Origin of the sequence: Pedobacter sp. AK013, assembly GCF_014205835.1 — a bacterium.
In the GTDB taxonomy this organism is placed as follows: domain Bacteria; phylum Bacteroidota; class Bacteroidia; order Sphingobacteriales; family Sphingobacteriaceae; genus Pedobacter.
The window spans coordinates 84090-107840 of sequence record NZ_JACHCQ010000002.1 but is presented as its reverse complement, the minus strand read 5'-3'; the positions used below and the strand labels follow the sequence as shown (position 1 = coordinate 107840).

Annotated in this window: 20 protein-coding genes; 7 read left to right on the top strand and 13 right to left on the bottom strand. The window is 37.7% G+C overall.

What is annotated here, in order from left to right; genetic code table 11:
* Nucleotides 1-59: 59 nt before the first annotated feature.
* Nucleotides 60-800, top strand: a complete 741-nt coding sequence (locus tag HDC90_RS01745) for an MIP/aquaporin family protein (RefSeq protein WP_184463250.1) — start codon at nucleotides 60-62, stop codon at nucleotides 798-800.
* Between the two features lie 117 nt (nucleotides 801-917).
* Here HDC90_RS01745 and HDC90_RS01740 read toward each other — a convergent pair whose 3' ends face one another.
* Nucleotides 918-2201: a pitrilysin family protein gene (locus tag HDC90_RS01740; protein ID WP_184463248.1), complete on the bottom strand. Its 1284-nt coding sequence runs from the start codon at nucleotides 2199-2201 to the stop codon at nucleotides 918-920.
* An 11-nt stretch (nucleotides 2202-2212) separates the two neighbouring features.
* Nucleotides 2213-3583: a pitrilysin family protein gene (locus tag HDC90_RS01735; RefSeq protein WP_184463246.1), complete on the bottom strand. Its 1371-nt coding sequence runs from the start codon at nucleotides 3581-3583 to the stop codon at nucleotides 2213-2215.
* Nucleotides 3584-3752: 169 nt separating this feature from the next.
* Between HDC90_RS01735 and HDC90_RS01730 the strand changes: the two genes are divergently transcribed.
* The 4 genes from HDC90_RS01730 (at nucleotide 3753) to HDC90_RS01715 (ending at nucleotide 8621) form a co-directional block, all read left to right on the top strand.
* On the top strand, nucleotides 3753-4430 hold the full coding sequence (locus tag HDC90_RS01730; RefSeq protein WP_184463245.1) for a 3'-5' exonuclease: 678 nt from the start codon (nucleotides 3753-3755) through the stop codon (nucleotides 4428-4430).
* Entirely contained in the window at nucleotides 4420-5871 is a 1452-nt protein-coding gene (locus HDC90_RS01725) for a DUF294 nucleotidyltransferase-like domain-containing protein (protein WP_184463243.1), read from the top strand. The genes HDC90_RS01730 and HDC90_RS01725 overlap by 11 nt, the downstream gene beginning before the upstream one ends.
* A gap of 608 nt (nucleotides 5872-6479) precedes the next feature.
* Nucleotides 6480-8093 (top strand): discoidin domain-containing protein, encoded by a 1614-nt coding sequence (locus tag HDC90_RS01720; RefSeq protein WP_184463235.1) that lies wholly within the window; start codon nucleotides 6480-6482, stop codon nucleotides 8091-8093.
* A 198-nt stretch (nucleotides 8094-8291) separates the two neighbouring features.
* Nucleotides 8292-8621, top strand: coding sequence for a YegP family protein (locus tag HDC90_RS01715; RefSeq protein ID WP_184463233.1), 330 nt, complete (start codon nucleotides 8292-8294; stop codon nucleotides 8619-8621).
* A 71-nt stretch (nucleotides 8622-8692) separates the two neighbouring features.
* On the opposite strand, the gene rplT is transcribed toward HDC90_RS01715, so the two are convergent.
* The 11 genes from rplT to HDC90_RS01660 form a co-directional block, all read right to left on the bottom strand.
* Complete coding sequence (gene rplT / locus HDC90_RS01710) at nucleotides 8693-9037, bottom strand: 50S ribosomal protein L20 (protein WP_025144714.1); 345 nt, start codon at nucleotides 9035-9037, stop codon at nucleotides 8693-8695.
* 74 nt (nucleotides 9038-9111) lie between these two features.
* Complete coding sequence (rpmI, locus tag HDC90_RS01705; RefSeq protein ID WP_010600880.1) at nucleotides 9112-9312, bottom strand: 50S ribosomal protein L35; 201 nt, start codon at nucleotides 9310-9312, stop codon at nucleotides 9112-9114.
* A 29-nt stretch (nucleotides 9313-9341) separates the two neighbouring features.
* The gene (gene infC / locus HDC90_RS01700) at nucleotides 9342-9911 is read right to left on the bottom strand and encodes a translation initiation factor IF-3 (RefSeq protein ID WP_051691975.1); all 570 of its coding nucleotides are present in this window, start codon (nucleotides 9909-9911) and stop codon (nucleotides 9342-9344) included.
* Between the two features lie 16 nt (nucleotides 9912-9927).
* Nucleotides 9928-11853: a threonine--tRNA ligase gene (thrS, locus tag HDC90_RS01695; protein ID WP_184463232.1), complete on the bottom strand. Its 1926-nt coding sequence runs from the start codon at nucleotides 11851-11853 to the stop codon at nucleotides 9928-9930.
* Nucleotides 11854-11967: 114 nt separating this feature from the next.
* Nucleotides 11968-12462: a hypothetical protein gene (locus HDC90_RS01690; RefSeq protein ID WP_184463229.1), complete on the bottom strand. Its 495-nt coding sequence runs from the start codon at nucleotides 12460-12462 to the stop codon at nucleotides 11968-11970.
* Entirely contained in the window at nucleotides 12459-13556 is a 1098-nt protein-coding gene (locus tag HDC90_RS01685; protein ID WP_184463227.1) for an acyltransferase, read from the bottom strand. The genes HDC90_RS01690 and HDC90_RS01685 overlap by 4 nt, the downstream gene beginning before the upstream one ends.
* A gap of 144 nt (nucleotides 13557-13700) precedes the next feature.
* Nucleotides 13701-14594, bottom strand: coding sequence for a hypothetical protein (locus tag HDC90_RS01680; protein ID WP_184463225.1), 894 nt, complete (start codon nucleotides 14592-14594; stop codon nucleotides 13701-13703).
* Nucleotides 14595-15121: 527 nt separating this feature from the next.
* The gene (locus tag HDC90_RS01675) at nucleotides 15122-15859 is read right to left on the bottom strand and encodes a (Fe-S)-binding protein (RefSeq protein WP_184463590.1); all 738 of its coding nucleotides are present in this window, start codon (nucleotides 15857-15859) and stop codon (nucleotides 15122-15124) included.
* Between the two features lie 22 nt (nucleotides 15860-15881).
* Nucleotides 15882-17189: an MFS transporter gene (locus HDC90_RS01670; protein WP_184463223.1), complete on the bottom strand. Its 1308-nt coding sequence runs from the start codon at nucleotides 17187-17189 to the stop codon at nucleotides 15882-15884.
* 167 nt (nucleotides 17190-17356) lie between these two features.
* Nucleotides 17357-17740, bottom strand: coding sequence for a hypothetical protein (locus HDC90_RS01665; protein WP_184463221.1), 384 nt, complete (start codon nucleotides 17738-17740; stop codon nucleotides 17357-17359).
* Nucleotides 17741-17763: 23 nt separating this feature from the next.
* Nucleotides 17764-19656: an ATP-dependent DNA helicase RecQ gene (locus HDC90_RS01660; RefSeq protein WP_184463219.1), complete on the bottom strand. Its 1893-nt coding sequence runs from the start codon at nucleotides 19654-19656 to the stop codon at nucleotides 17764-17766.
* Nucleotides 19657-20015: 359 nt separating this feature from the next.
* Here HDC90_RS01660 and HDC90_RS01655 point away from each other — a divergent pair, with 359 nt between their 5' ends.
* Nucleotides 20016-23243 (top strand): amidohydrolase family protein, encoded by a 3228-nt coding sequence (locus HDC90_RS01655; protein ID WP_184463217.1) that lies wholly within the window; start codon nucleotides 20016-20018, stop codon nucleotides 23241-23243.
* Nucleotides 23244-23295: 52 nt separating this feature from the next.
* On the top strand, nucleotides 23296-23559 hold the full coding sequence (locus tag HDC90_RS01650) for a hypothetical protein (protein WP_184463215.1): 264 nt from the start codon (nucleotides 23296-23298) through the stop codon (nucleotides 23557-23559).
* Nucleotides 23560-23751: the final 192 nt, after the last annotated feature.

Genomic DNA, 23751 nt, shown 5'->3' with positions numbered 1-23751 from the left:
TTTACCTCTAATTAGATTCAACCTATTTAATTAATTATAAATCGCTTATTTTTTTTACGATGAACGTATATATCGCAGAGTTTATTGGTACAGCACTATTAATTCTTTTAGGAAATGGCGTAGTAGCTAATGTAGTGCTTAAAGGCACTAAAGGTAATAATAGTGGATGGATTGTAATTACAACTGCTTGGGCACTTGCTGTATTTGTAGGGGTTGTTGTTGCTGGCCCATATAGTGGGGCACACTTAAATCCAGCTGTAACCCTCGCGCTTGCCATTGGAAAAGGCTTCAGTTGGGCCCTAGTTCCATTCTACATCATGGCACAACTGGCTGGCGCAATGACAGGATCCTTTCTGGTTTGGCTTATTTACAAAGATCATTTCGACGCCACTGATGATCAGGGTTTAAAGGCCGCACCTTTTGCAACTGCTCCGGCTATCAGAAACATGTCGTCAAATTTACTATCAGAAATTATTGGAACCTTCGTTTTAATATTTGTGATCTTTTATTTTACAGATGCCAGTATGGGCACTAAAGAAACGGTTAGCACCCCTATTGGCTTGGGCTCAATTGGTGCAATCCCGGTAGCATTTTTAGTATGGGTAATTGGCTTGGCTTTGGGGGGAACAACTGGATATGCGATCAATCCGGCGAGAGATTTAGGCCCCCGGATTATTCACTTTTTAATCCCAATGAAAGGAAAAGGAAGCAGCGACTGGGGTTATGCCTGGGTACCAATTATTGGTCCGATAATCGGATCAGTATTAGCTGCAGTTGCATTTTTATTGATTAGCAAATAATAAAAATAAAATAGAAAAAGTCGTCATCATCTCGACTGAAGCGCTGCGAAATGGAGAGATCTATCTAACAGATTTCTCGGCTGCGTTGCACTTCGCTCGAAATGACGACCAAAAGAGCTACTGAAAAGCCGCTCTGCCTACCTGCTCATCGCCTAGGTATATCCAAATGGCGCCTTTTAAATATTTTCCAAAAGAATCTTTCATGTCCTGCAAGCTTACTTTGTTAAAATTTGCAACCATATTTTCAGTTATACTGTAATCGCCAAGAACTTCGGCTTCCCCTAAATCTTTCACAATAGAACTTGCACTTTCCTGATGCCTGTAATACCTGTCACGATGTTCTTTTTTTAATGCATCAAGATAACGTTCACCATACTTCCCTTCTCTAATATTGTTGTAAACCGAAACCATTGCTTTAAAAGCTTTTTTAGGCTGAGTAGTACTTACAAACATAGAAGTATATGGAATCTGCTGTGTCTTAACCATTGCGCCTGGCGCGTATGACAAACCAAGCTTGGTTCTCAGTTCATAATTCATACTACCACTTAATGCATTAATTGTTAACACAAAAGCATAGTAATCTGCATTAGTCATTGTAGGAGCATTCATAATGCAACTCATGTAATTGGTTGCAATATCTCTTTGCTCTATTACCAAATGCTCTCCTGTCAAAGTCTTACGGTCGTAAGTTGGCGGCGTATAGTCTTTTCCTTTAAGGTTATTAAAAGAAGCTTGAATCTTCTTTTCCAGTTCTTCTTTTGTAATGTTTGCAGCCACTACCAAAAACATTTTATTCTTGTTCAACAATTCGTTATGGTAATAATTGCTAACCATTTCGGCGGTAAAGCCACCTACGGTTTTACTTGTACCTAAAGGATTAATACTGTAAGGCGAATCTTTAAACATGCTTTCCATAGTTAATTGTTCAATCCTTGTTTCAGGATCAGATTGACTATGATAAATACCTGTAATCATACGCTCTTTTGTGGTTTGAAACTCTGTTTTATCAAAGGCAGGATTAATCACTGCATCTGAAAAAAGTTTCCAGCCCTGATCAAGGTACTTAGAAATACAATTCATACTAATTGTGCCATAATCAGTTGTTGATGAACCAGAAATATCAATTCCATATTCATCAGCTAACTCCTGATAATCTACAACGCTGTAATTTTTAGTACCGCAGGTAGCTGCAGATGCCAAAGCCAGGTTTTCAATTCCGGCCCTTTCTGCGTTATAATTCATTACACCGCCTTTAAAAAACATGCTCATACTAACCGTTTCTTTCTGTGTAGTCTTTAAAATCACTTTTAATCCATTCACGTCAAATGAGATGGCTTTGGTTTGCGCATTGGCAATATGAAAAACTAAGATGAAGTTTATTAAAAATATGAATCTTTTCATGGAGCGTAAGGTTAGTTTGGTGATTTAAAAAATGTTTCTGGCTTCACTTCGTTCATACCTGCTTTATCCATCATCAGGCCAGCACAATAAGGTTTATCTTTAATATACTTGCGTACATAATCTAACAAATCCTTTCTTGTTACTTTATTTACATTTTCTTCATAATGGGTATAATAATCAATCGATGCAGAAGCCCACCAAAACGAAAGTAAATGTGCATAATCGGAGGTAACCTCTCTCCTTTCCACTTGTTCGATAGACAATAGCCTTTTGGCTCTTTCAATCTGTAGATCAGACAAATAATCATCACTGGCCCAAAGCGAGATTTGCTTAAGTACTTCCTGATAACATTCTTTTATTTTGGCCGGATTAGGACTTACCATCAAACTAATCGGACCAGTGTATTTTTGCGTATAATAATTTACGTCTGCTTGTTGGGCCAATCCCGAATTAATAAGCGCCTGTTTCATCTTAGAGCCGTTTTGATTAACAATAAAAGAAAAAACATCGGCAGCGTAAGTGGCTGGAATATCGTTTCTGGTATCGGGACCATGCCAGCTAAAAAGCATAAATGGAACAGGGCTCTTATTCGATTCTACAAAATAATAATCCTTTTTTTGAAGTGGTTTAAACTCTGGGATGGGCCATTTTGCAAAAGGATCAAAAGACGAACGTTTCCAGCTTCCAAAAACAGAATTTACATAACCAAAAGCTTCATCAACATTAACATCGCCTGCTATTACCAAAACAGAATTATTTGGCCAATAGTATTTATTTTTAATGGAATCCATTTTTGATGGAGTGGCGGATAAAATTACCTCGTGACTGCCAATTACATTTTTACGGGAATAATTTGCACCCCACATATGCCGCGAATTGGCCTCTATCAGAGCAAACACCGGACTTGATTCATGCCTTGTAAACTCGGCATTTACCACTTCATTTTCCAAAGCCATATCTTCTTTTATGAATTTTGGATAACGGATAGAAGAATTCATTAAATTTAAACCAGGCTTTAAATTAGAGGCAGGAAGTGTAAAAAAATAATTTACCACTTCTTCTCTGGTGGTAGCATTCGAATTGATATCCAGATCGTTCATTCTCGAATTTAAACGTTCGAAATCGGGATAATCTTTATTAGCCTTAAAAAACAAGTGTTCGTAAAGGTGGCTTAAGCCATTAAATTCGTCCGTTTCGGTAAAAGAACCATTTCTGCATGCCATTTCGATGGTCACCAGCGGCACGGTCCTATCTACAACAACCAGCACCTCCAAACCGTTATCAAGTTTTTTAAAGTGCATGTTTTCTCCGAGCTTTTCCTGAGCAACGGCAGAACTAAAACACAAAATATAGGCTAAGGAGCTAAATAATAGAGAGCGCATATTTTAATTAAATTTTGGCACCAAATAAGTGTTAATCTTTCACTTTAACAAATAAAAAACGCTTTATTTATAAATCGCCTTTATTTGGCAGGTATAGGAATAATTATAGTTTATGTTCTTAAATAAGTATCTTTGAAATAGAACAATCTTATACGCTAACCATTTAAAATTGCAAGAATACTTCCTCGTTGTTGACACCGAAACTTCAGGTCTACCTAAAAATTGGACAGCACCTTATTCTAAAGAAAAGAACTGGCCTTATATTGTCCAAATTGCCTGGATTATTTATGATCAATCTTATCAAGAAATTAAGCGGGAAAATCACTACATTAAAAATACCGATTTCACCATTGATAAGGCTGCATTAAAAATTCACAAAATCACACCTGAATATCTGCATACCTATGGCGAAAACAAAGAAAAAGTAATGTTGCAGTTTTCTGAAGACATAGAAAAATACAAGCCTTTAGTTATCGGCCATTTTATTGAGCTCGATTATCACATGGTAAATGCAGAGTTATACCGCATCGGAAAGGAAAATGTATTTAAAAATCTGGCTTTTTTCTGTACGATGAAAGCAAGTGCACCTTATATTACCAATACCGTAATCAGTCATCTAAAGCTGGATAAATTTTACACCATTTTATTTAATGAAATACCCGAAAATACGCACAATGCTTTATCTGATACCTTAAACACAGCAAAGATTTTCTTTCATCTTTTAAAAACAGGCAAAATTAGCTTAACTTCAGCTTTCCACCAGGAGCATACTTTTAACTTGAAAAACAAAGAGACAAAAGAATTTTCGTTTAAAAGAATATTACAAGGACTTTTTAATGGAAGATAAACTAGCAGATCAAATTTATACTGCCCGTATTGGAGATATTACTTTCAAAAAGATTGTGAGCTGTAGCCCAGGCACGCCTATTTTTGAAGCTGCAATTAAAATGTCGGAACAGAAAACCAGCTGTCTCTTTATTAAAAATGAGCAGGATGTTTATCTGGGCTTCGTAACCGATATTACTTTAAGGGATAATGTAATTGCCAAACAGCTGAATTCGAATTTGCCGATTGACGAAGTTATGGATACTAATATTGTTACCATAACTCCTGATGCTTATGTGTATGAAGCAATATTGATGATGTTCAGCAAAAAATCGCGCTATTTATTGGTAAACGACAATGGTAATTATGTTGGTTTTCTAAGCAGAAACCGCCTTTTAAGCGAGCAGGCCGAATCTCCATTAGTTTTTATCCAATCTGTAAAATCGGCTGTAAATACAAGCGATTTAAAGCTAAAATGGCAGAAAGTACCGGGCATTGTTTCTCAGCTTCTGGCTAGGGGTGTACATTCGAAAATTGTAAACGAGGTAATTACTACTATTGCCGATACCATTTCTTTTAAAATTATTGAGGATGTAATTTCCAAATTAGGTCCACCACCTGCGAAATTTGTATTTATGGTTTTGGGTAGCGAAGGGAGAAAAGAGCTTAGCCTAAAAACCGATCAGGATAATGCCATTATTTACGAAGATACCGGAGAAGATAAAAGAGCAGCAGTGCGTTCTTATTTTCTCGACCTGGCTACCCAGGTTTCAGATAAACTAAATTTTGTAGGCTTTGTATACTGTGATGGTGATTATATGGCCACCAATCCAAACTGGACACATTCGCTATCACACTGGAAGTACAATTATAAAAACTGGATAGAAGAAGCTTTACCCGAAGCTGCTGTAAAATTTGCTGCATTTTTCGATTGCAGGGCTATTTATGGCGATTTAGCTATTATGGAAAGTTTAAGGTCTTTTGTTGATGAGGAGCTCCAAAAACCGATTGAGAAATTTTACGTATACCTGGCCAAAAATGCCTTACTATATGAGCCACCGCTCACTTATTTTAGGAATATTAGAACGCAAAAAATCCATAAAAAAGAGGTGTTCGATATTAAAACAGCCATGACCCCTATTGTGGATCTGGCAAGGGTTTATGCATTACAGAACAGGATTTTTCAAAAAGAAAATACTGGCGAACGCTTAAAAGCCCTAAGAGAGATAGGTGTTTTTAGCGAAGAGCAATTTAACGAACTTTCACAATCGTATTATTATTTGATGGGTTTAAGACTAAAACATCAGGCCAATCTCATTATCAATGATCAAGCTGTTCCCAATAACTTTATCGAAATTGATAGTTTAACCAAAATTGAAAAGGTAACACTGATCGAGATTTTCAAAATCATCCAGAACTTTCAAAGTGGAATTAGGATGAAGTTTACCAATACTCTTGGTTAAATTGCAACTATTTTTCGAAACATTGCCCTAACAGGCATATCAATTAACTGAGGATTATATCTATCACCTTCCATCCTTTGTTCAATTTCCGATATAATTATTTCTAATTTTTGCTGTAAAAATTCTGCAAATCCGGCTGAGTCATTTATGTTTCATAAAATCCGGTTAATCAGTCTTATAAATACTACATATAAAGAATAACAGTAAAAAACAGATCCTATCTGGATGATTTTTCAGATAATCAAACGTTTGCGTGTTGTAATCTTTACATTTTTTGCTATCTCAAAAAAAAGAGGTATAAAATCAACTGTTTAGGTTTTTAAAGCTAAGCTTATAATTGTATTTCTGACAATTACAACACAAACGTTTGCGCTGATTTATTTTAACAGTGTATAATTACTCTTTGTAACTTAAGGATTACAAAACAAAGAGAACTAACTGATTACGCTTCATTTTTAATTAAATATTGAGGGATAGCGGCCAGGCTTGGCAAATATTGATGTGACCTTCTACTTATGAAGGCCAGTACATGTGGCTGAGGTCAGCAAGTTAAACAAGGCATTATTAACCAATTGCATATTATCAATTCCTAAACTAAAAATTATCTAATGAAAAAAAACAGTCTACTTTTTGCAGGCCTTGTCTCCGCCTATCTGTTTGCCTTATCTTGTAAAAAGGCCGAAACCTTACAACCTGAGGAAAAAACGCCTACCCTGAGTCATAAAATGGCTACAGCAAACATTATTACGCAAACCCGCAATGTAAATGTGGTGTATTTTGTGCCTAACGACCTAGATACCCTAGCCGGTTACCGTAAAAGACTAAGTGATCTTCTACTATGGACCCAGGACTGGTACAAACAGGAAATGAACCGGAATGGCTATGGTAACAAAACCTTCGGTTTGGCCGATGATGGTTCTGGCGGTGTAAAAATTCTTACTATTAGAGGAAGCTTGCCGAAAAGTAGTTATCCTTACTCGGGCGGTTCTGGCGCTGTAGCCAGCGAAGTAAATGCTTATTTTGCTGCGCACCCGGCCGATAAAACCAGCGATCATACACTAATTATTATACCAAGATACTCCATAGGCTCAAATGGTACCCCAAGCGGTGGTCCGTTTTACGGTACCGGGCGTTGGTGTTATGCCCTTGATTACGAAGAAATGGACATTGCCAACCTTGGTTTAAATACAACTGTAGGTAATCGTTTCAGCGTTTGGTTTGGAGGTATGGTGCATGAGTTGGGCCATGGCTTAAATTTACCACACAACAGGCAAAAAGTTTCAGAAAATTCTACGCTGGGTATGGCATTAATGTGGGCAGGTAACGGAGCGTTAGGTAAAAGCCCTACGTTTTTAACCGCTGCCGATGCGGCTATTTTAAACGCTAACCAAGTTTTTAACAACAACTCTAATACCTACTACGGTTCTGTTACCACCACTATCCCGAAAATTTATGCCAGTTACGATAGTGGCCTGGCATCAATAGTGGTGTCTGGAAAATTTACATCAACAGGTAATGTAACCAGTATATTATATTACAACGATCCAAACGTAAATAACGAAGGTACAGGCGTAAATAAGGATTACAATGCCATTACCTGGGAATCGAAAAAAATTGGCACCGATAGCTTTAGAGTGGTAATGCCAATTGCCGATTTACAGGAAAAAGCCGATGGTATTCCTTATGAGCTGAAAGTGAAACTGGTACACGATAATGGTACAGTAACCGAACAGATTTATGCTTATACTTTTTCAGGAGGCTTGCCCGTGTTAGGTTTCTCAACTAAGAACGAGCTAAGTAAAACCGGATGGAGTATTGCCTCATTTAGTTCAGAAGAAACCAGTGGCGAAGGTGCAACAAACGGCCGGGCAATTAGATTAATTGATGGAAATGCAAGTACATACTGGCATTCTCGCTGGACTGGTACTGCTGCTACCTATCCGCATAATGTGGTCATTAATTTAGGTGCTTCAAAAACGGCTACAGGTTTAAGCTTAACGCAAAGAAGTGGTTTAAGCAGGGCCATTAAAAATTTCGAGCTGTTAACCAGTACAGATGGCGTTAACTTTACCTCAGTAAATAATTATGTAGCCCAAAATGTTAACGGACCACAATATTTTGATTTTGGCAGTGCCAAAACTTTCCAGTACTTTAAAATTATTGCCAATTCGGCACAGGATGGCCTTCAGTTTGCCAGCTTAGCAGAACTGGGATTATACTAATATAAAAAAATCGTCATTCCCAACTTGATTGGGAATCTTAAAGCATAACGACTTAAGATTCCCGCCTTCGCGGGAATGACGATCTATAACACTTCAGATTAACTAATCTTTAATTTACCGCCACCCTATTGATTTTACTTATAAACTTTTATAACTTTAAGTATAAATCATCTAACCAAATAATTAAAAATCAGCACTATGGGAAAATTTGTGATTACTAAAAGAACTAACGGTGAATATCAGTTTAATCTGAAAGCCGGTAATGGCCAGGTTATTTTAGCAAGCGAAGGTTATGCTGCAAAATCGAGCTGTGAAAACGGAATAGAATCTGTTAAAAAGAATGGACAAGACGACTCGAAGTTTGAGCGAAAGACCTCGAAGAATGGCAAACATTATTTTAACTTAAAAGCTACAAACGGGCAAATTATAGGTTCGAGCGAAATGTACGAAAGTACATCGGCCAGAGATAACGGCATAGAATCGGTTAAGAAGAACGCGCCTGATGCCGAAACGGATGATCAAAGTTAATTGCATAAAAAAAGGTTCCAATGTAAAATCTGAACCTTTTTTAAATATGATTATCGCCTGAGCGAAAATTTCTATTTTACTGCATCAATTACAGCTTTGAAAGCTTCTGGGTGATTCATTGCTAAATCAGCCAATACTTTACGGTTTAAACCGATTTCTTTAGAAGCTAATTTACCGATTAATTGAGAGTAAGAAATACCGTGTTGACGTGCACCAGCGTTGATACGTTGGATCCACAATCCGCGGAATTCTCTTTTCTTAACTTTACGGTCACGGTATGCATATTGCAAACCTTTTTCTACTGTGTTTTTAGCAACAGTATAAACCTTACTTCTTGCTCCCCAATAACCTTTGGCTAAATTAAGGATCTTTTTTCTTCTTCTTCTCGAAGCTACTGCGTTTACCGAACGTGGCATGTTGTTGTTGTTTTTTGGTAAGCGGCGTCCATTTAAGGAGCTTTAATGCCTGATACCTGGTGAAATTAATGAATTTACTTTCCGATGCAAAGCATACGTTTTACGTTACCTGAATCTGCATCTGTTACAATTCCTGCATTTCCAAGCGCACGTTTACGTTTAGTACTCATCTTGGTTAAGATGTGACTTTTGTATGCTTTGTTTCTTTTGATTTTACCTGTTCCAGTAAGCGAAAAACGCTTTTTAGCACTGGAATTGGTTTTCATTTTTGGCATAACCTGTTATTTAATTTATAAAATTGTTTTTATTTTTTTGCTACTTTAGGCGCAACTGTAAGGAACATACGTTTACCTTCTAACTTAGGTAACAACTCTACCTTTCCTACATCTTCTAAAGCCTGGGCAAACTTTAATAACAAAATTTCTCCCTGCTCTTTGTAAACAATTGCTCTACCTTTAAAATGCACGTAAGCCCTAACTTTTTCTCCGTTCTCTAAAAAGCTTACTGCATGCTTCAGTTTAAATTGGAAATCATGGTCGTTCGTGTTAGGACCAAAACGGATTTCCTTAATTACAGTTTGTTTCGCATTAGCTTTAATTTCTTTCTGCTTTTTCTTTTGCTCGTAAACAAATTTACTGTAATCAATAATTCTACAAACTGGTGGTACGGCATTTGGCGATATTTCCACCAAATCCAATTCCAGTTCATCAGCAAGTGCCAAAGCTTTTGCCAAAGGATAAATCCCCGGTTCAACATTATCGCCAGCTAAACGCACTTCGGGCGATTTAATATACTGATTAATGTTATGCTCTGCTTCTTTTTTCTTAAAAGGTGGACGTGGTCCCCTGTTAAATCCTGGTCTTCCTAATGCCAAATTTGTACTATTTAATTTAAACTGTTATTTCTCTTCTTAATAAATTGTTGAACTCTTCCAACGTCATTTCGCCTAAATCTCCCTCACCATGTTTACGGACAGAAACTTTTCCTTCTGCCATTTCTTTATCACCGATAATGAGCATGTATGGAATCTTTTTAACTTCCGAATCGCGTATTTTGCGACCGATTTTCTCATCTCGAAAGTCAATCAGCCCGCGAATATCGGAATTATTTAGTTCATCTAAAACTTTTTTTGCATATTCTTCGTATTTTTCTGAAATAGGAAGAACTATAAATTGCTCTGGGCTTAACCATAACGGGAAGTTGCCTGCACAGTGTTCGATTAAGACAGCAATAAATCTTTCTAACGAACCAAATGGTGCACGGTGAATCATTACTGGTCTATGCTTTTGGTTATCGCTACCAGTATACTCCAATTCGAAGCGCTCTGGTAAATTATAATCAACTTGGATAGTACCTAATTGCCATTTTCTACCTAAAGCATCCTTCACCATAAAATCGAGCTTAGGTCCATAGAAAGCAGCTTCGCCATATTCTACAACAGTATTTAATCCTTTTTCTGCAGCAGCTTCGATAATTGCATTTTCAGATAGTCTCCAATTTTCATCAGAACCAATGTATTTTGCTTTGTTCTCCGGATCTCTTAATGATACCTGTGCAGTATAGTTATCAAAACCTAACGATTTAAATACGTAAAGCACTAAATCGATTACTTTTTTAAACTCGTCTTTAACCTGCTCTGGCATACAGAATAAGTGCGCGTCATCCTGAGTAAAGCCACGCACACGGGTTAAACCATGCAACTCGCCACTTTGCTCGTAGCGGTATACGGTACCAAACTCTGCAAAACGAACAGGAAGGTCTTTGTAAGAACGTGGTTTTGTTTTGTAAATCTCACAGTGGTGTGGGCAGTTCATCGGCTTTAAGAAGAACTCCTCTCCTTCTTGCGGCGTTTTTATCGGCTGGAAAGAATCTTTACCGTATTTCTCCCAGTGACCTGAGGTTACATATAAGTTTTTATGGCCAATATGTGGTGTTACTACTTGCTCGTAACCTGCTTTAGCCTGTGCTTTAGTTAAAAAATTCACTAAACGCTCGCGCAAGGCAGTTCCTTTAGGCAACCATAAAGGTAGGCCCATTCCTACTTTTTCTGAGAAAGCAAATAACTCTAACTCTTTTCCTAATTTACGGTGATCGCGTTTTTTTGCTTCCTCAATCATTAAAAGATATTCAGTAAGCTCACTCGCTTTAGGAAAAGTTACACCATAAATACGGGTTAACTGCTTTTTAGTCTCATCGCCACGCCAGTAAGCACCTGCCACATTCATCAGTTTTACTGCTTTTACAAAACCAGTATTCGGAATATGTGGACCACGGCATAAATCGGTAAATGAACCTTGGGTATAGAAAGTAATTTTACCATCCTCAAGGCCGTCAATTAAATCCAATTTATACTCATCGCCTTTTTCTGTAAAATATTTTACTGCATCAGTTTTGCTTACACTTTCTCGTACAAAAGTTTCCTTTTGTTTGGCCAGTTCGATCATTTTGGTTTCAATAGCTTTGAAATCATCCGAAGAAAATTCGCGGTCGCCAAAGTCTACATCATAATAAAAACCAGTTTCGATTGCCGGACCGATACCAAATTTGGTACCCGGATAAAGTGCTTCTAAAGCCTCAGCCATTAAGTGGGCAGATGAATGCCAGAAAGTTGATTTTCCAGCGGCATCATTCCAGGTCAACAATTTCACTGAAGAATCAGATTCGATTGGTCTTGTTGAATCCCAAACCTCGCCATTAACCTCGGCGGCTAAAACGTTACGGGCTAAGCCCTCAGAAATTGACAGTGCAATTTGATGGGCAGAAGTACCCTTTTCGTACTGACGGACAGAACCGTCAGGTAAAGTAATGTTAATCATCTACAACTATGATTTAAATTTTAATTAAAAAAGTTTTAAAGATCACTTACAATGTGATTCTATTTTGTGCAAAGATACGATTTTTATACCGCATTTGATAGATAAACTTGAAATCTATCTGGGTTGAAGGCCCACTTCGCTGAGGTATGTTTTTTGTATCGCCAATAAACGATCTGGATAAGTATTCAGCTTTTCATACTTTAACTTAAGTTGATCATGCAGTTTTTTCTTTTCGTCAATGTTTTTTGCCCGTAACATTTCCTGTGCTGTTTTTCCATAATCGTTTATGGCCGTGAGGTAGGCTACTACCCCATCATTAAATTTTCCGGCGGCTTTACTTGGTTTCAGATCTGCAACATTAGCAAGTTCCGTTCTTGAATTATTTACCAGATTATCTGCTTTGTTTGATAGGGAAACAGAATCAGGAAATCCCTTTATGTATACGGTGGAAGTATCCTTAAAAACGCTATCCGTTTCATCGATCTGCTTCATCTGGCTTAAAAAAATAGAAGTTACTTTTTCGTTATAGGCATAATCGCTCGTTGACGATGTGCAGCTGAACAATAAACTTAATGGAAAAAAGAGCAGTACAAGCTTTAATGATTTCATATGCTATGATCGTTTAAAAATTTTCGTTTAAGGTATTTACGTAATGGGATATCGACAAATTTCATGATTAAATAAGCCAGTAACACCAATAGGGTTACCGAAACCGGGATAATGACCCAAAGTGAGGATGCTGCTGGCTGAACTTCGGCTACATAGGTTAAAAATATCCATACAAATGGATAATGTACCATATAAAGCGGGTATGATATTTCGCCTGAGAGATTACAGATTTTTTTAAACGATGGGTTTAGTGTTGTACCTGCACCTAATGCTACTAAAAATGGAAAGTAAAATAGTACGAGTATAGGTTCGGTAATAAAATTGTATTTGTCATTAAAAGGAACTAAAAAGGCTGCGAGCAAAAGCACAATCATACCTAAAAAACCAAGTTTATTTTTGATGATCCAATTGAAACGGTAAACCAGCATACCAACTGTAAAAGAATACAGTACACGCGCTCCACCATCCCAAAAATTTTGTCCGCCCCAGCCACCGCCTACATTGGTAGCACGAACTGCAACATAACAGAGGCATACAGCACCTATAACAACCAGAGCGATCAGTGATTTTTTACCTAAACGATAAAGCACTAAAATATAAAAGATATTGGCAATATATTCCCAAAACAACGACCAGGCCGGTGCATTTAAACAGAATAAGTTGGTATACCGCTCGGGCATGGCCGGATAAGGAATCAAAAAAGCTGAGGATAAAAATAAAAGAAAGGTTTTCCCAAATCCATAAACCTCATAAAGATCGCTATATGGATCGATCAGAAATGTGATCAGTCCTAAAATGGAACCGATAAGCACCAGCGGATGCAAACGGATAAGCCTTAATTTAAAGAACTGTATAATCCCGATATGTGGCGCGCGGCTATCATAAGCATAGGCAATTACAAAACCCGACAAACAGAAAAAAAAGTCTACAGCAAGAAAACCATGTGAAAGAAAATTTTTATTATAATTCGTAATCGCGATTTCCATAAAGTGATAAATTACCACTACAATAGCCGCTATCCCCCTTAATCCATCTAAAATTTCGAAATGTTGCTTGGTTGCTAATAAATTTGTTTTGTTCTCTGCTGTAATCACTTTTGGCTAGGTTATATTTAATTCCAATAATAGTTATTCTCAGTTTATATGCAAAAACTAAAGCAAACCTTTTCAAAAATGATACAAAAAAAGCCCTGAATGCTTCAGATTCAGGGCTAAATAAAACAATTATGGTGGTCTTAATTAATTTATTCCAAATGCTCTTACTTGTCCACCACCAGGTCTGTTCTGTCTAAAACGTTTCATTGTGTTCTCCATCTTAGTTTTATACTCTTCAGCAGTAATCAGTTTCGCTTTTTTAGGCGCGGTTACATCTTTCGAACTTACGTTCCTATATTCTATGCTTTTGGCAATAGAACTGTTACCCCGTCCCTCAATGGCCAAAACCGCACCTTCCGTCCACATGTTGGGGTTTGGAGAAAAATCGAAGCCCAGATCTTTGGTATACCAGATTTTGGTTTCTTCCACCACGTTTTTATCCATGTCTAAAATTTTAATGGCCCTGGTAGACCTTACAATTGCCTGGTGACAGGTAAATCCTAAAATCTGCTTGGTAGAATCCGTTTTAACCACTTCAATGGTTGGAGCAGCAGGTTTTGCCTTGGTTGTATCGTTCGGGTTTCCACCTCCCATTCTGAATGAGCTGATCGGACCAGAAGTAGACAGCGTTAATTTACTCGGCATATAATAAGTAGTGTCGTTTAAGTCAAAAACTTCTGTTAAGCTTTTGTCGGCAAAAACATAATAGTACTCGCGGTTACCACCTGCGCCGCCAAAACGCATCATCATACGGCCCATTCCACCGCCGCCGCCACCTGCACCATTGCTATCTTCGGTTTCTTCAACCGGCATGTAACTGGCATTTGTAGCTGTAAACAATAATTCGAAATTACTTTTACTTGTAGAAGGCATCCTGGCTTTCATTTGGTCGGTTAACTGTATGCCACTTGCTGAAGCCATTGCAGCCGGATCGATCGTATTTTCGAACTGTATGGCCCCCGAAGTTTTTTTCTGCTGCGCATTTGCAACAGATGCAAATGATAAAACTCCTAGTAAAGCGAAGATTATTTTTTTCATTTTTTTAGTTTTGTTTTAACTGAAATGCTGTCATGATAACTCTTGACAGTTTCCATTATGATTTTGTTTTGATTGTTAGATATGGTCGCCCTAAAAAGGTTTAACAAAGATATTGTAGTTTGTAAAGTAAAACGTGTTAAATTGTGTTAAAGATTACGTTTAGCTCATTTAAACGTAGATTTAGGCTGAAGGTAATTTAAATATTACAATGCCTAATCCTTTTATTAGGAAAGCAATGCCAGTAGTTCTTGGGTTGCTACAGTCCCGCCCTCTGCTTAATCCCGAAAAAACACCTTAATTTAAAACTGATCCTTAATCGGGATAACGCTGTCGGTCGGGTTTATTTTACTCTTAATAGCAGCACTATCTACGCCGACTAAACCCGGATCAAAGCGGAATGCTCCCGTTTTTTTCATCGGAGCAGAAGCGAGAGCGGGGCTGCTCTAGCCTACAGGCTTCTACAATTGCTTTCCTAAAAACAATTATGATAAACTAAGTCGGAAAGTTTCCTTTTTTAAGAATTGGGGTTAATATTCCGTACTTTCCAACCAACCGTTGCACAATACATCGGCAATATGCATGGTTTTAATGGCCAAATTATTTTTATCAATATAACCCTGTAGGTGCAAAAGGCAAGATAGATCTGTAGATATGATATAATCTGCCTGCTGTGCCAATGCATGATTAACTTTTTGCTCCGCCATAGCTGATGAAATGGCATCGAACTTAACTGCAAATGTTCCACCGAAACCACAGCACATATCGGTATCTTCCATCTCGATCATTTCCAAGCCATGTACTTTTGAAAGCAACAGGCGGGGCTCATCTTTGATTTTACACTCGCGTAAAGCACTGCAAGAATCGTGATAAACAGCTTTGCCTTCTAGTTCAGCACCGAAATAATCCTTTTTAGCCACATTTACCAGAAAATCAGAAAGTTCCCATATGTTCGATTGCAGATTTCGGCATTTGTTGTGAACAATGGTATTTGTAAACAGATCATTAAATCCACCTTTCACCATGCCTACACACGATGCCGATGGGGCTACTACATAAGTGTTTTCAGTAAAATCGCTCAAAAACTTAGTGCCTACTTCTTTAGCTTCATCCCAGTAACCCGCATTGTATGCTGGTTGCCCACAACAGGTCTGTTTAGAATTGTAGGTTACATCGCATCCTGATTTTTCTAATAACCTTAAAGTATTAAAAGCGGTTTCAGGATAAAGCTGATCTACAAAACAAGGCACAAATAATTCTACTTTCATCATATTCTTAACGACTGCAAACTTACAATTTTAGCGATTCTTTCTGTTCGTTTTTTCTTAGAAGCACTAAAAGAACTAATCCAACAATAAAAAATGATGCCAAAGCTATAATAGAGTAGCGAATATTTCCAGTTAAATCTTCAATGTATGCAAAACTGAAAAGACCAATTACAATTGCCAATTTCTCAGTTACATCATAAAAACTAAAAAATGAAGTACTATCCTTTGTATCAACCGGTAGGTATTTAGAGTAAGTAGAACGCGATAAAGATTGAATTCCGCCCATAATTAACCCCACAATTGCTGCCAATGAATAAAACTGGTATTCGTTTGTAATGTAATAGCCATAAACACAACAGCCTATCCACACTAAAACAACCATAATCAGTACGTTTATATTGCCTATTTTTTTTGCGAGAAACGACATCAACATTGCTCCGGGAATGGCGACCAATTGAATAATCAATATCACGGCAATAAGTTTTGCGGTACCTAGTTTTAATGTTTTTTCAGCGAAACCAGCAGCAGCAAGCATAATGGTCTGCACGCCCATAGAGTAGAAAAAAAACGAAACTAAAAATCCTTTTAAAACTTTCATTTGTTTTACCTGTGCCCAAACTTTCGATAATTCACTAAAGCCATCTTTAAGAATATTCGTTTTTACTTTATCGTGTTGAGGTGTTCCATTTGGAAGTACCGAAAAAGGAATCTGGGAGAAACCGATCCACCAAACCCCAACCAATAAAAAGGATAACCTGGGTGGGAATGAGGCATCAGTAATACCAAACCATTCTGGCTTTAACACGAACAGAAAACAAATCAGTTGAAGTAAAACCGAACCAATATATCCATATGAAAAACCTTGCGCACTTACACGATCCTGGTGTTCTTCAGTTGCTATTTCTGGCAGATAAGAGTTGCTAAATAATACTCCTCCAATATATCCCATTGCTGCCAATGCAAATAGAATAATGCTCATTTCGAGTGTATTGAGTTTAAAAAAATACAAACCGATACAGGCTAAACCACCCATATAAGTAAAAAATTTCATAAAGGATTTTTTATTGCCCCTTCTATCGGCAATAGACGAAAGCATTGGCAATGCAAAAGCCATAATCAGATAGGCAAACGACAGGGCATAATTAGAAAGTGAGGTATTGATATAAGTTCTGCCAAAAAACTGCACTTTATCGCCATGTTCTTTAGTGGTGGTAATAATAGTATAATAAGCCGGAAAAATGGTAGAAGTAATGACCAGGTTATAGGCCGAGTTTGCCCAATCGAAGAATGCCCACGAACGGATGGTTTTCTTATTGTTTTTTGTTATCATTAACTAGTAGTAAGGTTATGGTGGTGGATTTGTCTCTTGTATTGATTATAATTTCGATCATAAAAATAGAAATAGCTCCGAAAAGTCTTATTATAAAGTCTATGATTCAAAATATCAAATTCAAACGGAGATGAGGTCATTAATTGCCTATAAATCTTTAAAAGTTTTTAATTTACTATAGGTTCTTCCTTTTTAAGACATCTTAAGCCGAAAAAAAACATATCATTTTGATCCGTTTCTTCTTTCTCTAAATCAAAAAAAGCAAATACCTGCTCATCGCAATCGGCATGAAATACTTCTACGTCGTTATTAATTTGATCATTATATCGTTTGATCAAAAAATCTCTACTCACATCTACATTCAATGATGTTAAAATTTCAAAAATCTCGTTTCCATTAAGATTTGTTTCCCAATATGAGTTTTCAACGTTCAACAGCTCGTAAAAACACGCATAAAATGAGAACTCAACATAATTCTTATTTTCAGAAAAATCACGTCTTCCACTATGTAAATCTATCTTTGCTATTAGCTCCGTTTCACGACTAATCATAAATACATTTTTGTTTGTACTCGCTAAAGATAATACTTCTTTCCATCTGTTTTAATCTTACCTGCATCTAATAATTCCCTTATTGTATCAATTCTTTCCGCATCTGCACCATTTTTAATGTTGATGACCAGATCATCAAGGCTTAAAGGCTGTTGTTGGAGTAAAGAAACAATTTCATATTCAATTTCTTCGCTCATTTGGTTATGGTTTTCAGCTCTTTTTTCAGCTAAACAAACATCGCAAACGCCGCATTTCGTAGCGTGGGGTTCGTCAAAATAATTGAGTAGCTGAATGCTTCTGCATAAATTAGACGAAGCGTAACCCACCACCGCGTTAATCTGTTTATGTAAGATTTCTTTTCTCAGTTCGAGATATTTTACATCCAGGTCAAAATGATCCATATCTACCCTTGGCCTAACATATTGTAACTGTGGTTGATCGGTCTGTTGAATATACGTAAGCAATTCGATGGTATGCAACTTATTCAATAAAGCAACAATCTCTTTATAAGACAACCCTGTTCTTTTGGCTAAGTCAGCTTCATTAATCTTAACAAAACCGTCAAAAGCTCCGCCATGCGAACGCAAAATCGTCTTTATAATCCCATCGTAAGCTTTATTTTCGATCTGAAAGCGGTAAATATCTTCATGACTGGCAATAAACATCATTCTTGATGGAAGGAAAACACTTTCAGATAAGGTAAGATAACCGTCATGTTCTAAAAACTTCAGTGCTGAAATTGTTTTTAAAACACTAATATTAAACCTTTTGCAGAAATCAGCGATATCAAAGGTAAAGGTTAAACCTTCGCCTGCACCAAATGCCAGTTGGAAATAATTGCCGAGGTAATGATAGGTTTTTCTGATTTCATCAGGAGATGGATAACTATCAAGATATCTAGATTCCAGTCCTAAAATATCAGCCTGATGGGCTAGCAGTACGGCATAACTTCGCTTTTCGTCGCGCCCTGCCCTGCCTGCTTCCTGGTAATAAGCCTCCAAACTTTCTGGTAAATCTAAATGCACCACAAAGCGAACGTCGGCTTTATCTATACCCATGCCAAAGGCATTGGTAGCCACCATGATCCGGGTTTTGTTTTGTTTCCAGTCTTCCTGTTTTTGAAAACGAATGTCTCTTTCCAGTCCTGCGTGATAATAATCGGCCTTGATCTGGTTTCTGTTTAAAAAATTAGCGACTTCGGCAGTTTCTCTGCGGTTGCGCACATAAACGAGCCCTGTTCCCTTTACATTGCGGCAAATATCAATTAGTTTTTTATACTTGTCTTCGTTACCAAAAACTACGTAACTTAAATTATCCCTGGCAAAACTTTTAACAAAAACCTGAGGGTCTTTCATTTCCAGTTTTTCTATAATATCTTTTCGAACAAATTCGGTAGCTGTTGCGGTAAGCGCTAAAACAGGGACATTCGGCAGAATTTCGCGGAGTTTGGAAATCTGTTGATATGGCGGGCGAAAATCGTAACCCCATTGAGAAATACAATGCGCCTCGTCTACCGCAATCAGGCTCACATTCATGTAAGAAATACGAACCCGTACCAAATCAGACAATAAGCGCTCTGGGGATAAATAAAGAAACTTAATTTTTCCGTAAATACAGTTATCCAGTAAGATATCGATTTCACGTTTACCCATTCCGGCATAAATGGCAATGGCTTCAATCCCTTTGGATTTCAGATTTTCTACCTGATCTTTCATCAGCGCAATTAACGGCGAAACGACAATGCAGATCCCCTCTTTAACCAAAGCAGGAACTTGAAAACAGATCGATTTTCCACCGCCAGTTGGTAAAAGTGCTAAACTATCTTTCCTTTCTAAAACGGAAGCGATAATATCTTCCTGTAAAGGTCTAAAAGCCTGGTGTCCCCAATATTTTTGTAAAATCTCTATTGCTGTCATAAATCGGCGGTATCAAAACTATACATTTAATCCAAAATCGCCACTTATTATTGTTGGAAATTGAAAAAATCATCTTTAGAAAAGATTATTAACTTTGGCATTTAAGACAGATTACATGTTAGAAACGCAATTTGAAGGTCGAATTCATAAAAAAACGTCATCTCGACTGGAACGCAGTGGAATGGAGAGATCTATCTCGAGACAGATTTCTCGACTTCGTTGCACTTCGCTCGAAATGACGCTTATCGTGGTTTAAATAAATCATAAAAACTCTCAACGGTGTTGAGACAAATACATTTCAATAAATAACTACTTCAAAGAAAAATACACGAATTGTTCAAATAACCATCCAATATACAATGAAACACCTCTATTTTCTCTCTGCTCTTTCCTTATTATTTTTCAACGCTAATGCCCAGGAAAAGAAATGGGACATTGAAAAATACCTGGGAACAACCAAAAACTTCACTTTAAATACTGATGAAGGCACCTGGATGAATCTCGATGTAAGCGCCGATGGGCAGGAAATTGCTTTTGATCTATTGGGCGATATCTACGTAATGCCAATCACTGGTGGTGTGGCAAAGCTGATTAGCGGGGGTGCTGCATGGGATGTTCAGCCCAGGTTTAGCCCTAACGGAAAATATATTTCCTATACGAGCGATAAAAGCGGTGGAGATAACATATGGATCATGAACCGTGATGGTTCTGGCAAAAAACAGATTACTAAAGAGAACTTCAGGTTACTGAATAATGCTACCTGGATGCCAAACAGCGAGTACGTAATTGCAAGAAAACACTTTACAGCAAGCCGTTCTTTAGGTGCTGGCGAAATGTGGATGTATAGCATAAACGGTGGCGATGGTGTACAGTTAACTAAACGCAAAAACGACCAGCAAGATGCAGGTGAGCCCAATGTTTCGCCAGATGGCAGATATGTTTACTTTAGTGAAGATGTGAGTCCAGGCCCTAATTTTGAGTACAGCAAAGATCCTAACGGAACCATTTATGCCATCCGTCAACTGGATCTGACTTCAGGAAAATTAAATACCTTAATTAATGAGCAAGGAGGGGCCTGTAGGCCACAAGTTTCTCCGGATGGGAATTTAATAGCTTTTGTAAAGCGTGTTAGGTTAAAATCTACCTTATATGTGCAGAACCTGAAAACGGGTGAAGAATGGCCTGTAAATGAAGATTTATCTCATGATCAGCAGGAAACATGGGCTATTTTCGGTGTATACCCAAATTTTGCATGGACTCCAGATAGCAAAAGCATCGTTTTTTATGCAAAAGGAAAAATTAGAAAAACGGAAATCGGCACGTTGATCAACAGCACCATTCCTTTTCAAGCGAATACTATTCAAACGGTACAAAAAGCCTTACATTTTGAACAGCAGGTTTTCAATAACGAATTTTCAGCCAAAATGTTAAGACAGTTAACTACCTCGCCTGATGGAAAAATAATTGTTTTTAATGCGGCAGGGTACTTATACAAACAAGAGTTGCCAGCCGGAACACCAGAAAGGTTAACCAATGGACTGGATTTCGAATTTGAACCGGCCTTTAGCCCTGATGGAAAATATGTTGTTTATACCACCTGGAGTGATGAATTACGGGGAGCAATAAAACGGACAGACGTAAAATCGGGGAAAACCATTATGCTAAGCGATGAAAAAGGTTTTTATTACTCTCCTCAATATTCAACAAAAGGAGATAAAATCGTTTTCAGAAAAGGAAGTGGCAACGATGTTTTGGGTTATAACTATGGCCGAGGAACAGGTATTTTTATAATGCCAGCCAATGGTGGTGCTAAAACTTTGATTTTAGATAATGGAATCCGGCCACAGTTTAATAATACTGATACACGCATTTATTTCCAGAGTTATGCTGATGGTAAAAAAGCGCTAAAAAGTATCGATTTAAACGGTGCCAACGAAAGAACACATTTCACTTCTCAATATGCTAATCAGTTTGTTATCAGTCCGGATAATAAATGGGTAGCATTTAATGAATTATTTAACGTTTATATCACACCGATGATTAATATTGGTGCAGCACAAGATGCATCAGCAGGTAATAAGGCCATTCCGGTTACAAAAGTGACTACCGATGGCGGAACATATATTCAATGGAGTGCCGATAGTAAAAACCTGCATTGGACATTAGGACCGAAATATTTCACCATTGATGTAAACAATGCCTTCAATTTTGATGGAAATACACCTAAAACCGAAGCATCTGCTATCGACATTAATCTGGTATTAAAGTCTGACGTGCCTACTGGAATAGTAGCCCTCAAAGGAGCCAGGATTATTTCTATGAAAGGAGACGAAGTAATTGAAAATGGAACCATCATAACCAATGGAAATAAAATTACCGCAATAGGAAAAGCAGATGCGGTAAGCATTCCAGCCAATGCTAAAGTAATAGATGTTAATGGCAAAACCATTATGCCAGGCATTGTTGATGTTCATGCCCACTTGCGCACCAGCCCAGATGGAATAACACCACAGAACGATTGGAGTTATATGGCTAATCTGGCTTTTGGTGTAACCACTTCACACGATCCATCTAGCAATACCGAAATGGTTTTTAGCCAGAGTGAAATGCTTAAAGCTGGCAGAATGGTTGGTCCGAGGGTTTATTCCACAGGATCGATTCTATATGGTGCAGATGGCGACTTTAAAGTGGTGATTAATAGTTTGGATGATGCACTGGCTAACCTGCGTAGGTTAAAAGCTGTTGGTGCATTTTCTGTTAAATCGTATAATCAACCACGTAGGGAGCAGCGTCAACAGATTTTAGAAGCAGCCCGTCAGTTAAATATGGAAGTTGTGCCAGAGGGTGGCTCTACTTTTTTCACCAACATGAATATGATTGCAGATGGGCATACCGGAATTGAACACAGTATTCCTGTTTTACCGGTTTATAAAGATGTAACCACGCTGTGGAACAATACTGAAGTGGGCTACACTCCTACTTTAATTGTGGCTTATGGTGGCCAATGGGGAGAAAATTATTGGTACGATAGAACCAATGTTTGGGAAAACGAAAAATTGATGACTTACACCCCTCGCTCGATCGTTGACGCGCGAGCAAGACGTAGAACAACTTCAGAATATAGTGATTATAACCACATCGATATTGCCAAAGCAACCAAACAAATTGCTGATGGTGGTACTAAGGTTAACCTTGGTGCACATGGACAGATTCAAGGTCTGGGCGCACATTGGGAGTTGTGGATGTTGGTGCAGGGTGGTTTTAGTCCACTGCAGGCCATTAGGGCAGCAACATTAAATGGTGCAAGTTATTTAGGCATGAACAAAGAAATCGGCTCGCTTGAAGTAGGCAAACTGGCCGATATGGTGATTATGGATGCCAATCCTTTGGATGATATCCGTAATTCGGAAAAAATCAAATATGTAATGATCAACGGGCGGCTTTATGATAGTGCCACCTTAAACGAAGTGGGAACGAGAGAAAAACTGCGGGGGAAACTGTGGTTCGAAAATGCCAAAGGAAACGGCTATATTATTCCAAACGGAGAATCAGAAACCTGGACTTTTACTGTTCCACATTGCGATTAATTTTTATGGTCAAAATATAAATAAGCACTTCAAAACAGGTAATTTGCATAATATGAAACCGAACAAGCTATATGCTGCTGCTTCAGCGATTTTTTTAATATTGAGTCTTCTTGTTTTTTCATACAGTGGATATTATATTTTGGGCATCCAAACGGTAAACCTTTTCCTGGCGCTGATTGCAATGGCTTATATTACTTCTTTTATAGCGGTAATGAAAGATAGAAAATCGGTTATTTCGTGGTTGCTATTAATCTTAAATTCAATTGTACTCATTTGTATCATTTATTTTCTAACGCATTTTAAAATGAAGATGTAGTAATTTATGATTGTTCTTGCAGTTCTATCTTAACTTTTTTATAAGGGGTCGTCAACCCTGACCTGTAGCACAGCGGAAAGCTACGCAGTAAACCGAGCCTTAAGCGAGCTCACCGAAGGTAATTCATTTCAGGGTGTTAATAGCTTGAAAGATGCTGAAATAAATTCAGCATGACGATCGAATTGGGTAAAG